Consider the following 15,256-nt stretch of genomic DNA (forward strand, 5'->3'; position numbering starts at 1 on the left):
TTGTAGAGGGAGTAAATTGCTCATGTAGGCTCATTGTGAACATTTGTTCAAATCCTGTGAGTCTAGATGTAGACTCGCATCTACTTGTATCTACTTCTTGAGGAGTTGAGCTTATGGAGTTGATCTCCCTAAGTTCTGCTGTGAAATTCACAGTGGAAATTACAGCGACATGAAACTCATCTGATCTGTCTTAAGCTGACAAATGTCTGAACTTTAGTCCTAAAATCACATCATTCCACTCAGTCCCCAAATAACTGATTGTGTGGGTGATGCTATTGATACAGTAGAAACCGTCTAGTTCAGAATAGCTATCTGCTAAAATTCTCAACTCATTACTAAACTCATGTTGAGTCACAAACTGAACATTTCGTTTGACTTCCCAGTTGCTTTCATCAGCGTAAAAATAAATATCATCACCTGATTTTTCGAGCAACAATACCCCCTTAACCTTGCGAATGGCAATATGGGGCGGAATACGACGCGGATGATGTCCTTGAACAATATTCATAGAAGCCTCCTCCTTCTCCAAATAAAGTTAGCCTTAGCTAGTTTTTAAAAGTCTACATGATTCTACGGAAGTTACCCCGTAGTTTCCGCTTGCTATCATTCCAATGTGCTGGTTCTATAAGCTGAAGCCAAAAGTCTTCAGACAACGGAACAGCCTTGAAACGAATACAAGTCTGCTGTTGGACGGCATGGATATAGATTAACTGATCGTTTGAAGCTTTGGCAACTCACAAACTCTCAAGATGATTGGATCGAAAACGACTTAACCCATAAATCGTTGAATCGAGGTTCTCCAGAGTCCAAAGACTTAACGCAAGTAGAATAGCATAATTTAGGTATTCTTCAAAGGTTAGGTTTTTTCTTCTGTATCAATATTTTAACAAAATTTTTAGCTTGAGAATAAAGTATTCCCTAGAGAATAAAAAATAATATCACCTTTAGCCTCTTGTCAAGGTAGAAATTCTATCAATTTCAAATCTAAGTCAATAAATGGTCTACCGTTATACTGAAACCTAAAAGGAGTTTCTGGATTCTCAGGTTCTCTGTTATTCTGGGGTTAAAATTACGTTAAAACTGAGGATGAATTACAATATTATTCAACTGCAAATTCTGTAAATTGACGTTTAAAGGGAGAATGAAACCCTAAGACAATATCCTGTTTCGCTACACCCCGCTCGACTAATTCATTGGCGATTCCCCCTTCAGTTCCATCATGTTGAATCCAGATTTTACCATTTTTAATATCTAAATGTAAAACACAACCATAAATACGTCGTTTATTAGACCAACCGACATGAACCACTTGATAGCGATCGCGCAGAGTATCGAAAATTATCTCGGCTTCGACCTCTTCATTACTCGCTTTAATTTCACTATAAGCTTGTAATAATTCTTGAACCAGTTGACGGTATTGTTCTACTTTTTCCATTGGATAATTACCTCATTTTCGGGTTCATAAACAATCAATCGAACGTGATAACGTTGAATTAATAAGCGAGGTAATTCTAGGCTGAAGAAAGAACGATCAGCGTCTAAAGGAATGGCTAAATATAAAAGTCGATCAGGTTGTTCTTCTTCTAAAGCTAGCTGATATTTGAGAAATTGTCCCAAGGCTGTGCTAAATTCAGTCGTAGCAGAAGAGCCAACAAAACTTTTGATTTCAACAGCAATTTTTTCTCCATTTCGTTCAGCAGCTAGAAGTCTTTCTGCTCCCAAATCAATATACATATCTACACCACCAAACCGCAAAAATAGAGGATCATCAGTAATTTTCCAACCCTCTTTCTCTAAGGCACGCCTGACCGCATCATGGAAGATATCTTTACCCGCCATTGTGTTAATTCTTCACAACTCCCAATGCTTTTAAGGTTTTTATTGTTATCATAAATTATCTGATCGCCCTTGTGACATTTCATTTTTAAATCGGTAAAATGTCGGTGAGGCGATCGCTTGATGTTAGTGACTCAAGTTTTTATTTTTTTAACATCTGTAAGGCTTGAAAAGCCAGAAAGAAGAATCCTGCTGATCCCAAGATGGCTAGAAGGGGTTCAACGAGTCCTGGTGTAAACAGTTCATCCATGATGATTTCTCCTAAAATGATGAATTTTCCGATTCAATACAGAATTTAACAGCCAAATTAGATCAGTTATCAACCTAGATTATATCTTAAAAGATAGCTATTGAGTCCCTCTGTAAAGAATCTATAATAATAACAGTTGAACAAGAACTTGCCTTGCTAAAAATATCAGGGTTTAACTATTTTTCAAGTTTCTTTGTACGGTTTCCTTTTGAGGTTCAGGTTCAGTTGAACGATTAACCTGGAACCAAATCGCTAAACCCCCACCAATCACTAAGACTGCAATTCCAAGAATCAGTAGAATTTGTTGCCATTTCTTCAAACCCAAACTTTGAGGTTGGGGTTGCTTTTCTGATTCTTCCTCATCATACATTAATGCCTTAGAAGCTTCTGTGAGTTCCGACTCAATCTCATCAGGAATACTGGGTTTAGCTGCGGTATCAATCAGAATTAATTTTTGAGGTGAAACCCCGCAATACGTTAAGACAACCGAAGTATTATCGTGACCATTGTGAGTATTCGCTAAATTAACCCAGCCTTCAACGGCAGACTCTAAAGACTTTTCACCTTGTAACACCGCAGGGGCATAAGCCGCCCAAGATTTTTCGACCCAATCATTATCACTTAAGCCATCAGAACATAACAATAATAAACCATCTTCTTCGATAATAAATCGCTGTACCGTTGGGCGCAAAAATTCGGCTTCTCGGGTTCCAACCGCTTGAGTTAACGCCCCTGCATCTCGACGTTGAGAGGCTTCCCAATAGAGACTGTGACCATATTTAACTTCTCTTGTTGCCACATCATCATCAACCGTTAGGGCTTGACAAGAATCACGAGTCATCCAATAAGCCCGACTATCACCAACATTAACAATATACAATTCGTGAGCATTTTTCAACTCAGAACCTTGAGCCGTTTTCAACTTTTGAGGCAGTTGTAACGCCAGGACTAACGTTGTTCCCATGCGTTGGCGTAACTCCCGTTTTTGTTCGTTATTTTGAGCGGAAATCACATTATTAACAACACGGGTAATTTCTTGCAGTTGATCGATAATTAACTCCGGGGGTGTTAAGCCATCTTGTGAGGTAATTTCTGCTAAAAAAGTCGCCATCAAGGGTTTAATTGATTTCACCGCTAATTGACTAGCAACTTCTCCGCCATCGTGACCCCCAACTCCATCACAAACCAGACTTAAATGAGGAATTAACTGATAATTGGGATAACTATCAACCTGTTCTAAATCGGCCTTGGTCGGATAACAACTATCTTCATTATGCGATCGCACAGGCCCCGTATCACTGTGACCTGCAACGGCTAAATGTAAAGGCAATTGAGCCGCCTGTTGTAACAAAATGTGATTCAGTTTATCAGTAATCGTTTCTAAAGAGGGGTGAGAAACTTGCATTAGTTTATAAATCTCTTGCAAAGGTTTCTGCACTTCATCGTGAGCCGTTTCAATAAAAGCCGACCAAAATTCAGCCAAATCTTTCAAAGTCGGCTGCACTTTTCCCTGATGCAATTGCATTAATCTAATCCGCCAACCATTGGTGCGAATATTATCCTTAACCAAGAGACTGTAAGCCGTACCTTGTTGAGATAACGGAGTCCAAAGTTGCAACATTTGCCACAACCAATACACCTGACGAACAGTTTTCGTTTTCGGCCAAACTTCCACCATCGAAGGCAAAAGGCTACCTCTAGCATCAACCGGAATATTATCCAATAATAAAATCTCTTCCCCTTCATGGGCTGCACCCAAATGATAAATCCCGTGAACTCCCGGAAGATGCAGGCGATAGGGATGCAGGTACAAATAAGGCAAAATCGCGTCTGTCACCGAGTTAGGAATAGTCGGAGGTACGGCAGGTTTGGTATCCAGCCAAATCTGAGGCGCACCCACATAATAGCGATTTCCGACAGTCTGTCCCGGTTGAATTTGACTAGCGGCTGAACCCATCGCCCACAGATAGCGATAATTCAGTTGAGTTTGACAAGTCTCGCAAACTTGAGAACCGATGGCGTTGCGAGGCTGAGGACAGGTCGGGTTTGGGCAGTACATTGGTGGCTGTGATGCACTGCTAATTTGGAATAGTTTTTGTAAAGACACTCGTCAAGATATATTGCTTAAGGACTCAACTTAGAAAAATTCAAATATAAAATGATTGTAGCCCAAGGCTGGATTGTTCTGAGTTTTACTCTCCATTGCAGAACAATCGCTCATGTGTCACCCCTGCGGTGCTGATGCCTGCGTTCTCTCCCAAGAATCGCCTATGTTAGTCAATCCGACAATCTTTTGGTTAGTGGCTGGAGTATTACTCTGCTTGATGGAATTGTTTGTTCCGACGGCATTTGTTGAATTAATGATGGGATTCAGTGCGCTGATCGTGGCTGGAGTGTCGTTAATTGTTCCCTATACCAACTTACAAGTGCTACTGTGGATGATCCTATCGGTTGGCTCAATTGTTGGGCTACGACGATTGCTGCCAAATCGCCGAGTTGCGACAATAGAAGACGCTCGGGAAGCAGAAACCTTAACAGAAATTTTACCCGGTCAAGCGGGCCGAGTGTTGTATGAGGGAATTTCTTGGCGGGCGCGTTCTGATGGTAGTGAAATCGCGATTGATCCCCATCAAAGGGTGATTGTTATTGGACGAGAAGGTAACACGTTGATTGTCATACCGGAAAAGTTACTCAATTCTTGAGAAAATTCATGCAATTTTGTATCGGCTGGAGATTTCCGAGATGCAAGCTTTCTAAACTGTAGATCAATAAACAGAGGAGAATTTGTTTAAGTTTGGTATTTGTGTCATCAGTAATTCAACTTATTTTTGTTGAACTGAACATTATTAAATCTTGAGGAAACTTCAAATGGAAAATTTTTTGTTACTGATCATGCTGGCTTTAGGAGGCTCTGGTCTGGCTGGAGCGGTCAAAATTGTCAACCAAGGTGATGAAGCGTTAGTTGAAACCCTGGGAAGATATAACGGTCGAAAGCTGAAACCCGGTCTGAGTTTTGTCGTGCCTTTTGTGGATCGAGTCGCCTATAAAGAAACGATTCGAGAACAGGTTTTAGACATTCCCCCCCAACAATGTATTACTCGCGATAATGTTTCGATTAGTGTGGATGCGGTTGTTTATTGGCGAATTATGGACTTAGAAAAAGCCTGCTACAAAGTCAATAATTTGCAAGCGGCGATGGAGAATTTAGTCCGCACTCAAATTCGTTCAGAAATGGGTCAACTTGAACTCGATCAAACCTTTACCGCCCGTACAGAAGTCAATGAAATATTGTTGCGAGATCTTGATATTGCCACTGATCCTTGGGGGGTGAAAGTGACTCGGGTAGAGTTACGTGATATTTGTCCGGCGAAAGCGGTAATGGATGCAATGGAGTTACAAATGTCGGCGGAACGACAAAAACGGGCGGCGATTTTAAAGTCTGAAGGTGAACGAGATTCTGCGATTAATAGTGCGCGAGGTCATGCAGAAGCCCAAGTTTTGGATGCAGAAGCCCATCAAAAGGCGATGATTTTAGAAGCCCAAGCCCTACGTCAAACCCAAGTCTTGAAAGCCCATGCAACCGCCGAAGCCCTGCAAATTATTACAAAAGTTCTCAGCAATGATCCCAAAGCTTATGAAGCCTTGCAATTTTTACTGGCTCAAGGTTATATGGATATGGGAACCGCAATTGGCAATAGCGAAAGTAGCAAAGTGATGTTTATTGATCCGCGTAGTATTCCCGCAACAATTGAGGGAATGAAGGCAATTGTTGGGGATAATAATCTACAGAATTCTGACTTGAAAAAGCCCTTTTAACCGTAAGATTATTATAGCAGTAAGCAAGGGTGTTTACAACTTCTTTGTGTTCTTTGTGTCTTTGTGTTCAAATGAAACTTGCTGCTTGTAAAGATACCAGCACTGACTGCTATACCTCAAATAAAAGACTAGGGTGGGTTGAGCCTATCCTATTTTTTTGAAATCTCATGCAAGACAAATCTACGCCTTGGAAAACAGTAAAAGAAGGCAGTTTTACCCTCTTTTACCATCAATAATTGTAACACTTAAATCTGATAATTTGCTCAATTTATGCTGAGTCTAAGCTTTTCTTCTCAGCATTCCCACGATTGTAATACAACCCAGTCCGAGAAGCATTCCAGGTTCAGGTACGGCTGTGGCAACCAACGTTCCTGTAACATTACTAGATCGAGGAATAAAGATATTAGAAGAACCGGGTTGAATTCCAATTGCAAGGCTTAGGGAATCTAACACCTCTGCTAACTGATAATCAAATCCAAATTCAGTCGGAATCGGTTGAGTCAGTAACTCTGCCACCAGATTTTTATTGAGGATTTCCCAGAAGTCTGTTTCATTGGGATAATTGACTAATAACGCTTGAATGTAATTGGAAATTTGAGTAAAATCTGGATACTCAAACGGATTATCTTTTCCAATTCCTTCTACATAATCGTAGCTGGCAACGAGATCAATAACGCTTTGACCTTGATGTTCAACCGCGTAATTTTCTAATGCAAATGACCAAGATTCATCTAAAGCAACTTCTGTTCCTGGTGTTCCTGTGACTGTACTAGAACGAGGAATAAATATATTAGAAGAACCGGGTTGTATCCCAATTGCAACGGTGAAGGATTCTAACACCTCTGCTAACTGATAATCAAATCCAAATTCAGTGGGAATCGGTTGAGTCAGTAAGTCAGTCACCAGATTTTTATTGAGGATTTCCCAGAAATCAGTTTCATTGGGATAATTGGCTAAGAACCCTTCAACATAATTTAAAATTTGAGTAAAATCTGGATACTCAAACGGATTATCTTTTCCAATTCCTTCTACATAATCGTAGCTGGCAACGAGATCAATAACGCTTTGACCTTGATGTTCTATCGCGTAATCTTTCAACGCAAATGACCAAGATTCATCTAAAGCAACTTCTGTTCCTGGTGTTCCTGTGACGATACTAGAACGTGGAACAAAAACGTCACTAGAACCCGGTTTTATCCCAATTTCAACGGTGAGAGAATCTAGGACATTGGCTAACTGATAATCAAATCCAAATGAAGTCGGAATGGGTTGAGTTAGTAAGTCAGTCACCAGATTTTTATTGAGGATTTCCCAGAAATCAGTTTCATTGGGATAATTAGCTAAGAACCCTTCAACATAATTGGAAATTTGAGTAAAGTCTGGATATTCAAAGGGATCATTTTCCCCAATTCCTTCTACATAATCGTAGCTAACCAATAAGTCAATAACGCTTTGACCTTGATGTTCAACCGCGTAATCTTTAAATGCAAATGACCAAGATTCATCTAACGTGACTTCTGTTCCTGGTGTTCCTGTGACGATACTAGAACGAGGAACAAAAACCTCACTAGAACCCGGTTTTATCCCAATTTCAACGGTGAGGGAATCTAGGACATTGGCTAACTGATAATCAAATCCAAATGCAGTTGGAATGGGTTCAGTCAATAATTCAGTCACCAGACTTTTATTGAGGATTTCCCAGAAGTCTGTTTCATTGGGATAAGTCGTGAGAAAATTATCAATGAAATTGTAAATCTGAGTAAAATCTGGATATTCAAAGGGATCATCTACACCTATTCCTTCTAGATAATCGTAGCTAACCCGTAAATCAATAACGCTTTGACCTTGATGTTCGATTTCATATCCCTCAAAGCCAAAAGACCATCCCTCTTCTAATTTTACCGGAGAGAACATCGTTACTGCCCGAGAAACAGCCGGATAAGTAACGACCCCTAAACTTAGAGTAATGGTAGTTGCCGCCAGGTTGATCAGGTTTTTCAATTTCATGCGGAGTATTCCTTGATTTTAGTGCAAGTAAAAACCAGAATGATGCGCCTTAATGGCTTACCTGTTGATTGTTGTTTTTGGTGTGATTATGAAAGATGACTGTATAGAATTCAAGGGGTTTATGTAAAGATTACTGCGCTTGACTTTACATAAGTAGAGAAAAATCGCAAATCTACATCAGAACTGCCCTCAAACCCCTTGAAATTTGGCTTGAATGGCAGTTCCGTCTAGCTTTACAAACAAATATTACAAATCTACATTTGGACTTCCCTCAAATACCCTGAGATTGGGCTTGAATTGCAGTAATCGCAACGGTATTCACAATATCGGTAATTGTACAACCGCGACTGAGATCATTGACAGGTTTTTTCAACCCTTGTAAAACGGGGCCAATTGCTACAGCATTTGCGGAACGTTGAACGGCTTTATAGGTGTTATTTCCGGTATTCAAATCGGGGAAAATAAACACCGTTGCGTGTCCGGCAACTTCACTTCCGGGTAGCTTGGTTTTCGCCACACTTTCATCAACTGCGGCGTCATATTGTATCGGCCCTTCTATTTTTAAATCGGGGCGTAATTGTTGAGCAATTTTAGTCGCTTCCCGGACTTTATCGACATCTTCTCCTTTTCCAGATTCTCCTGTCGAATAAGACAACATCGCCACCAAAGGTTCAATCCCAAATGTCTTCGCTGTGAGCGCCGAAGTAATAGCAATATCGGCTAATTGTTGAGGGTTAGGATTGGGATTAACCGCACAATCTCCATACACCAAAACTCGATCTTCTAAACTCATTAAAAACACACTGGAAACAATCGAACACCCAGGCTGAGTTTTAATAAATTCTAACGCCGGACGAATCGTGTGAGCCGTTGTATGAACCGCTCCCGAAACCATCCCATCAGCAACGCCTTTGTACACCATCATGGTGGCAAAATAACTGTTATCGTGCATCATATCGGCTGCACAATCTCGACTAATTCCTTTATGTTTTCGCAGTTCAAAATAGGTTTGGGTATAATCTTCATACCAGTCAGAATTGTTCGGATCAACAATCTTAACGCCGTCTAAATTTAATCCTAAAGCTGCAATTTGTTTGCGAATTTCTGACTCTTGACCTAACAGCGTAATATCGACTACACCCCGTCGTAATAAGATCTCAGTCGCCTGTAAAATCCGTTCTTCGTTTCCTTCCGGTAAAACAATATGTTTTTTATTGTTTCTCGCTCGTTCAATTAACTCATATTCAAACATCAACGGAGTTCGGCGATAAGAACGAGAAACGGAGATGCGTTCTTCAATTTTTGAACCGTCTACATAGGACTCAAATATTCCTAAAGCCGTGGCAATTTTTCGGGGTTGATCTGCGGTAATTCTCGCTCGAACTTGACTGATTTTTGTTGCCGTTTCAAAAGTATCTTCTTTGACCATCATAATGGGTACACTCCACTGAGAGAACCCATCAATTAATTTATAAATCGAGAGAGGAATTTGGATATCTCCCGTTAAGATAATTCCCGCTATATTGGGATAATTTTCTGATAACGTCGCCACTAAACAGCTTAACAAAATATCGGATCGATCACCGGGAGTAACAATTAAACTGCCTTCGTCGATGTGTTCAAGAAAGTGAGGAACTTGCATCGCTGCGACTTTGAAATCATGAACTTCTCGATTAAGTTGATCTCCATCACCGTGAATGAATTTTGCCTGAATTTTTTCAGCAATTTCTCCAATGGTTGGCTTCCAAAGAATTTCTTCTTCGGGTAACACAAAAACCGGATCTTCGTAAAGCCAATGTTGATTTAATTGTTGAGTAACTGTGCTGAAATATTCAGGTGGAACTCGGTTAACAATTGTTGCTACAATTGTACATCCCTCTTCGAGAAAAGCTTCTCGTTCAGCGCGAACCCCGTCAACCACTTCCTCGGGTGTTTTTCCCTGTCCATTCGCAACAATAACAAGGGCTGAACCTAAATCATTCGCCACCTGAACATTCAAGTCAAAATCAAAAGCAGACGTCACATCAATTGTATCCGCACCTTCACAGACAATAAAATCACACTGTTGTTCTAAAGCTTTATATTTTTCCAGAATAACTTTTAGGAGTTCATCATAATGTCCGTCTGCAACTAAATGTTGGGCTTGTTCGTGATTTAATGCGTAGAGAGATTCATAAGGAAAATCAAGTTGATAACGAGTTTGAATTAATTCAATATCCGGATCAGGTCTATTTCGGCGATGAATGATCGGACGAAAAATACCCAGCCGACGAATGCGTTTAGACAACAATTCCATGATGCCGAGTAGCACAAGAGATTTGCCACTGTCGGAGTCAACGGCTGCAATATACAAGTTTGAAACCATAGAATTCCCCCTGGTATAGAAACTAGAAAATAGCAATTTTAATGGGTTTTGCTGTTAAATATGGGTTAATTTTTCATGCAATTTTCTAGGTTATTTTATCGAGTTTTCTGGGTTAGTCGCGGTAAGCAATTCTGAGACTCTGAACGAAAATCGCCACAGAAATCAGAATAATTAAACAAGCCCAAAACCAATGGGGTAGAAAGAGTTGTTGGGCAATTTGTCCGGTGTCAGAAACAATCAGTTGACCTCCGATAACGGCTTTATTCATAAACAGATAACCCCGTTGATGGTAGGTGCTGATAATCGCTTGTACCCCTAAAAACTGAATCGCCCATCCTTGTAACCAATGGGGTGTTTTCAGGGCGGTAAATAACAAGCCAGCCCCCCACAGAGAAACCGCCACAATACCAAAGAGCGATCGCACCCAGATTACCACAGAAAGTAGTAACAAACCGCTCAAAATCATTAAACAAATATGAGCATTTTTGTAGCGACGACTAGAAATAATAAATAACCCCCCCGCCAAGGCTGGCCCCAACGGCCCACCCGCCGCGACTAACGCCCGTCCAATGGGACCTAAAAATAACGAACCTGAATGGACAGCAAAACCGGAACCATTGGGAAGCATGACTAATTTTTGGAAGTCACCCCCCAGGAGTAACGCCGTCAGTCCGTGACCCATTTCATGGAACCAAGTCGCGAGAATGGAAAAGGGATAAAGGATATAATTTCCCCAGGAAAATTGCCACAAAACTAGGGTAACAGCAGCAGCGCCAATCAGCCAGCTTATCCCCATTTGGTTGCGATTTCCGGTTGTTCCCTCAAACGGTTGCAGATTCAGATTTTTCATTGGTTAAGCGTTGGTAAAATGTAGCTTAGATTGAAAACTCACTCAAGTTCTATCGTCTATCTACATCATAGAACTTTGCCGTTTCTGATGGCTATTGATGCTTTTTTTATTTTAGCTTCTAATTTTAACTAACTGCAAATCCCGTGTAGGGTCTAACCAAAGGTTCGGTGAACGCCAAAACAATATCTTCTTTGGGAACTCCTAATTTCACAAATTCATTAGCAAAACCAATTTCTGTCCCATCATGTTGTATCCAGATTTTACCGTCTTTTTTGAGGTCAAAATGCAACACACAACCATATCGTCGGTTTCGATTTTTCCAACCCGCATACACCAATTGATAATGGTCGTGTTCGGTATCGAAAATTAGCTGAGTTTCTACATCTGGATCGGGTGAAGCTAAATTCGCATAATCGCTAATTAGCTGTTTAATATACGTTCTATATTGTTCTAGTTTATCCATTGTACAATCACCTCGTCTACCGGATCATAAACAATGATTTTAATTTTAAATCGTTGAATCACGGTTTGTACAAATTTTAGGGAAAAGAAGGTTTTGTAACTTCCTTGAGGAACCGCTAAATACAAAATTCTATCAGGTTCTTGTTCTTCTAGGGCAACCTGATAATTGAGAAACTGCCCAATGGCGGTATGAAACTCAGAAATCGCTGACGGATTAATAAAACTTTTAATTTCAACAGCTATTTTTTGACCCTGTTTCTCGGCGGCTAAAATTCGTTCTGCGGCTAAGTCAACATACATCTCAACTCCACCGACTTGAACTTTATAAGGATCATCTGTAATCATCCAATTCTCTTTTTCTAAACCCACCTTAACCGCATTATGAAAAACATCTTTAGCAGCCATTTTCCCCAGATAGCTAGAGGATGAAATCTTTATACTTTATAATATCATATTTTAAAACGGTGTTAAAATTTAAAAGACTCATCTCAACCCAGACGGTTAATTTTAGGAAAATTTAACAATGGCGGGAAAACTCTGGCGTAAAATTTGGACAGTTCTCAACACTGACATTGAACTCTCTTTAACGGGGACTGTTTCCGCAGGTGTGGAAGGGGGAAAAGCTGTTTTTGAACTCGCCAAAGCGTTACAGGAGAATAAAAACGCGAAAGAACTCGCCCCCATCATTGAAAATTTTGATTCGTTATTGGATGTTCTCAATTCCCCTTTGGGAAAGGTTGCGGGGACGGCGTTACCTTTTCTTCCGATTGCTACGGGTATTTTAACATATATTGCCGAACAAACTCGCAGCGAACCCAGTTTAGCAGATTCGGTTCAGTTGGTTTCTCAAGTCGCCTATTTAGAAAGTTTGCGTGTTTTTTTAAAAGAACATCCTAAACTTAAGTTAGCTGAAAATACCGCATCATCACAGCTTGCTAAAAAGATTAAAAAACTAGGTGAAACTCTAGAAGTCGATGGAAAAGAAATTAATTTTGATGACCAAGAAGCCAGAAAAACATTGATTTGTTTCCATGATTCTCCATTAGCAAAAGTCTTTAACGCTATTCTCGTTGAACGTTTCCAAGAGTCGGGACTGGATGAAAACACCGCCAAAATAACCACAGAACGAATTTCTCGCAACACTCACCGCTACATGAAAGAAGCCGTTGCAGAAGTCCGAGACTCGGCGAAGAAATTGGCGGGAATTTACGGAGACGGTTGGCTAAAAGATATCGAAACTTACCACAGCATCGACCAATATTTAAAAGAAGTTATTGCTACCAAACCGGAAGAAAAAGTTTTTGATGAGAACTTCAATTTTCGGCAAATTTACGTTCCGATGAATGTGAAACCTGTTAAATCAGATGGAGAAGTTATAGAAGAAGATTCTAAACCTGAAAATATCGAATACTGGGCAAAAACAACATTACTCGATGATAGCAAAAAAGGTCAAGTTCTGTTTATTCAGGGTGGCCCCGGACGGGGAAAAAGTGTATTTTGTCGAATGTTTTCCGACTGGGTAAGACGAGAACTTCATCCGATTTATACCCCGATTTTAATTCGATTGCGGGATATTAAAAGTTTTTCCAATGATATTAATGAAACACTCGCCACTGTGATTGATCGAGATTTTACCCGAATTGATAGGGGTTGGTTAACCGACTCTAATACTCGCTTTCTATTTTTACTCGATGGGTTTGATGAGTTACTTTTAGAACGAGGAAAAGGGAATGATTTAAAATTCTTTTTGGATCAAGTTGCAGATTTTCAAAAACGTTGTTCAAAAAATAACGAACAAGGTCATCGAGTTTTAATTACAGGTAGACCTCTAGCATTGTACGGCATTGAACGGTTAATGCCAACCAATTTAGAACGGGTTGAAATTATCCCGATGGATGACACCATTCAGCAGCAGTGGTTGGAAAAATGGAAAACCGTAGTTAATTCTGACCCAACAATTGCAGTAAAAAAAACAGATAAATTTCGACAATTTTTGCACGACAACCGTTGTCCGCAGCAAGCTAAAGATTTGGCGAAAGAACCCCTGTTACTTTACTTGTTAGCCGTCTTGCATCGTGACGATCAACTCCACATCGATATGTTTAAAAAGGCTAATGTAGGTCAAGCTAAAATTCTGATTTATGAACAGGCGTTAGAGTGGGTATTGAACAAACAACGAACGGAAGACGGACGCAACCTTAACCCTGAACTTACAGACTTAGAACCGGAAGATTTACGCAGTCTATTAGCAGAGGCAGGACTCTGTGTGGTGCAGTCTGGACGGGAATATGCCTCGATTAAAATGATTGAAAATCGCCTCGAAGAAGAAAATGAGGCTGCAAAAGCCCTGATAGAAAAGGCACGTCAAACGGGTTCAGATGAAGCTTTGAAAAATGCCCTGGCTGCTTTTTATCTCAAGTCGGGAAAAGCTGATAATTCTGTTGAGTTTTTTCACAAGAGTTTTGGAGAATTTCTCTGCGCCGAACGCATGGCAGAAACGTTAGAGGAATTTACCTTTAAAAGTAAGAAACGGGGAAAGACTTATGAAATGCCAAAAAAAGAGTTAGAGTGGGAAATTTATGATTTATTTGGTTATGGAAATCTGACTGCTGAGATTGTGGAATATTTGATGGCATTATTAATGAAAAAATCCATTAAAAATGAGATTGACTTTGCAGTGCTATTTGAACGACTGCATGAATTTTATCTGCGGTGGTGCAATGGAGATTTTATCGAACTCTGGGATGCTTCTGAGGAAATGTTGCCCTTGAAAAAAGCCCGACAACTCCAGCAACAAGACATCAAACGCGGACAGCGACAGGTTGATATTTATACGGGCTTAAACGTGATGATTTTGCTGTTTGAGTTGCATCGTTATGGACAATCAAAAGAGGAATTAAAAGAGAAATTACATTTTTATCCCTGCGGTCAACGGGGAAGTGAGGAATTTGACGAAGAAAGATTACTAAAGATTATTGGATATGCTGATAGTCTGAATTTATATGCTTTTTCTAGCATTGTCGGTCAGTTTCTCAGTGGTGCCGACCTCAGTGGTGCCTACCTCAGTGCTGCCAACCTCTGTGGTGCCAACCTCAGTGATGCCATCCTCAGTGATGCCGACCTCAGTCGTGCCATCCTCAGTGATGCCGACCTCATTAGTGCCGACCTCAGTGGTGCCTACCTCAGTGCTGCCGAGCTCATTAGTGCCGACCTCATTAGTGCCGACCTCAGTGGTGTCAACCTCAGTGATGCCAACCTCAGTGGTGCCATCCTCAGTGATGCCGACCTCAGAAGTGCCAACCTCATTGCTGCCGACCTCAGTAGTGCCGACCTCAGTAGTGCCAACCTCAGAAGTGCCAACCTCAGTGATATTCGATGGGATAGTGATACAAAATGGTCTAACGTTGTTGGGTTAGAAGAAGCTAAAAACGTACCAGAAGAGTTGAAACAACAATCTGAATTTGAAGGGTCGGAAAATCCATTTTCGTCAGAGGAGTTAGAGGGGTTGAGTGAGGAGGAGGAATAATTTTAGGTTGGGAGGGTTCTTTTAGTCCTCTTAAGAGGACATTAGTTTTGAGGCGGGGATTTTAATCCCTGACTTGCCAAAAAATTGATAAGATTAACCCCTAGTCCTCTCACCCGGAAATCAATTTCCGGAATGAGCAGGTTA

The 15,256-nt window shown here is 40.5% G+C and carries 12 protein-coding genes; 3 read left to right on the forward strand and 9 right to left on the reverse strand.

Going from position 1 to position 15,256, the window contains the following annotated elements:
* Positions 1–190: 190 nt before the first annotated feature.
* From VB836_RS02785 to VB836_RS02800, 4 genes are all read right to left on the reverse strand, one after another.
* Positions 191–508, reverse strand: coding sequence for a hypothetical protein (locus tag VB836_RS02785; protein ID WP_323217890.1), 318 nt, complete (start codon positions 506–508; stop codon positions 191–193).
* 591 nt (positions 509–1,099) lie between these two features.
* Complete coding sequence (locus VB836_RS02790; RefSeq protein WP_046280532.1) at positions 1,100–1,435, reverse strand: XisI protein; 336 nt, start codon at positions 1,433–1,435, stop codon at positions 1,100–1,102.
* Positions 1,423–1,839 carry a XisH family protein gene (locus VB836_RS02795; protein ID WP_323217891.1) on the reverse strand — a complete coding sequence of 139 codons (417 nt, stop codon included), beginning with the start codon at positions 1,837–1,839 and terminating at the stop codon, positions 1,423–1,425. The genes VB836_RS02790 and VB836_RS02795 overlap by 13 nt, the downstream gene beginning before the upstream one ends.
* A gap of 419 nt (positions 1,840–2,258) precedes the next feature.
* On the reverse strand, positions 2,259–4,145 hold the full coding sequence (locus VB836_RS02800) for a protein phosphatase 2C domain-containing protein (RefSeq protein WP_323217892.1): 1,887 nt from the start codon (positions 4,143–4,145) through the stop codon (positions 2,259–2,261).
* Positions 4,146–4,356: 211 nt separating this feature from the next.
* Here VB836_RS02800 and VB836_RS02805 point away from each other — a divergent pair, with 211 nt between their 5' ends.
* Positions 4,357–4,788: an NfeD family protein gene (locus VB836_RS02805; protein ID WP_323217893.1), complete on the forward strand. Its 432-nt coding sequence runs from the start codon at positions 4,357–4,359 to the stop codon at positions 4,786–4,788.
* 166 nt (positions 4,789–4,954) lie between these two features.
* Positions 4,955–5,902: an SPFH domain-containing protein gene (locus tag VB836_RS02810; RefSeq protein WP_323217894.1), complete on the forward strand. Its 948-nt coding sequence runs from the start codon at positions 4,955–4,957 to the stop codon at positions 5,900–5,902.
* A gap of 279 nt (positions 5,903–6,181) precedes the next feature.
* Here the strand turns inward: VB836_RS02810 and VB836_RS02815 are convergent, their stop codons facing one another.
* The 5 genes from VB836_RS02815 to VB836_RS02835 form a co-directional block, all read right to left on the reverse strand.
* Positions 6,182–7,909 carry a hypothetical protein gene (locus VB836_RS02815; RefSeq protein WP_323217895.1) on the reverse strand — a complete coding sequence of 576 codons (1,728 nt, stop codon included), beginning with the start codon at positions 7,907–7,909 and terminating at the stop codon, positions 6,182–6,184.
* A gap of 271 nt (positions 7,910–8,180) precedes the next feature.
* Positions 8,181–10,274, reverse strand: a complete 2,094-nt coding sequence (gene pta / locus VB836_RS02820; RefSeq protein ID WP_323217896.1) for a phosphate acetyltransferase — start codon at positions 10,272–10,274, stop codon at positions 8,181–8,183.
* A gap of 112 nt (positions 10,275–10,386) precedes the next feature.
* On the reverse strand, positions 10,387–11,124 hold the full coding sequence (locus tag VB836_RS02825) for a M50 family metallopeptidase (protein WP_323217897.1): 738 nt from the start codon (positions 11,122–11,124) through the stop codon (positions 10,387–10,389).
* 124 nt (positions 11,125–11,248) lie between these two features.
* Positions 11,249–11,587 carry a XisI protein gene (locus VB836_RS02830; protein ID WP_323217898.1) on the reverse strand — a complete coding sequence of 113 codons (339 nt, stop codon included), beginning with the start codon at positions 11,585–11,587 and terminating at the stop codon, positions 11,249–11,251.
* Positions 11,575–11,991, reverse strand: a complete 417-nt coding sequence (locus VB836_RS02835; RefSeq protein WP_323217899.1) for a XisH family protein — start codon at positions 11,989–11,991, stop codon at positions 11,575–11,577. Before VB836_RS02835 ends, VB836_RS02830 begins: the two co-directional genes overlap by 13 nt.
* Before the next feature lie 118 nt (positions 11,992–12,109).
* Here VB836_RS02835 and VB836_RS02840 point away from each other — a divergent pair, with 118 nt between their 5' ends.
* Positions 12,110–15,112, forward strand: a complete 3,003-nt coding sequence (locus tag VB836_RS02840; RefSeq protein ID WP_323217900.1) for an NACHT domain-containing protein — start codon at positions 12,110–12,112, stop codon at positions 15,110–15,112.
* Positions 15,113–15,256: the final 144 nt, after the last annotated feature.

Source organism: Limnoraphis robusta BA-68 BA1 (assembly GCF_034932365.1).
Classification (GTDB): domain Bacteria; phylum Cyanobacteriota; class Cyanobacteriia; order Cyanobacteriales; family Microcoleaceae; genus Capilliphycus; species Capilliphycus robustus.

Coding starts and splice junctions, on each gene's coding strand:
- VB836_RS02785 (WP_323217890.1), bottom strand. CDS start 508: ATGAATATTGTTCAAGGACATCATCCGCGTCGTATTCCGCCCCATATT.
- VB836_RS02790 (WP_046280532.1), bottom strand. CDS start 1,435: ATGGAAAAAGTAGAACAATACCGTCAACTGGTTCAAGAATTATTACAA.
- VB836_RS02795 (WP_323217891.1), bottom strand. CDS start 1,839: ATGGCGGGTAAAGATATCTTCCATGATGCGGTCAGGCGTGCCTTAGAG.
- VB836_RS02800 (WP_323217892.1), bottom strand. CDS start 4,145: ATGTACTGCCCAAACCCGACCTGTCCTCAGCCTCGCAACGCCATCGGT.
- VB836_RS02805 (WP_323217893.1), top strand. CDS start 4,357: ATGTTAGTCAATCCGACAATCTTTTGGTTAGTGGCTGGAGTATTACTC.
- VB836_RS02810 (WP_323217894.1), top strand. CDS start 4,955: ATGGAAAATTTTTTGTTACTGATCATGCTGGCTTTAGGAGGCTCTGGT.
- VB836_RS02815 (WP_323217895.1), bottom strand. CDS start 7,909: ATGAAATTGAAAAACCTGATCAACCTGGCGGCAACTACCATTACTCTA.
- pta (WP_323217896.1), bottom strand. CDS start 10,274: ATGGTTTCAAACTTGTATATTGCAGCCGTTGACTCCGACAGTGGCAAA.
- VB836_RS02825 (WP_323217897.1), bottom strand. CDS start 11,124: ATGAAAAATCTGAATCTGCAACCGTTTGAGGGAACAACCGGAAATCGC.
- VB836_RS02830 (WP_323217898.1), bottom strand. CDS start 11,587: ATGGATAAACTAGAACAATATAGAACGTATATTAAACAGCTAATTAGC.
- VB836_RS02835 (WP_323217899.1), bottom strand. CDS start 11,991: ATGGCTGCTAAAGATGTTTTTCATAATGCGGTTAAGGTGGGTTTAGAA.
- VB836_RS02840 (WP_323217900.1), top strand. CDS start 12,110: ATGGCGGGAAAACTCTGGCGTAAAATTTGGACAGTTCTCAACACTGAC.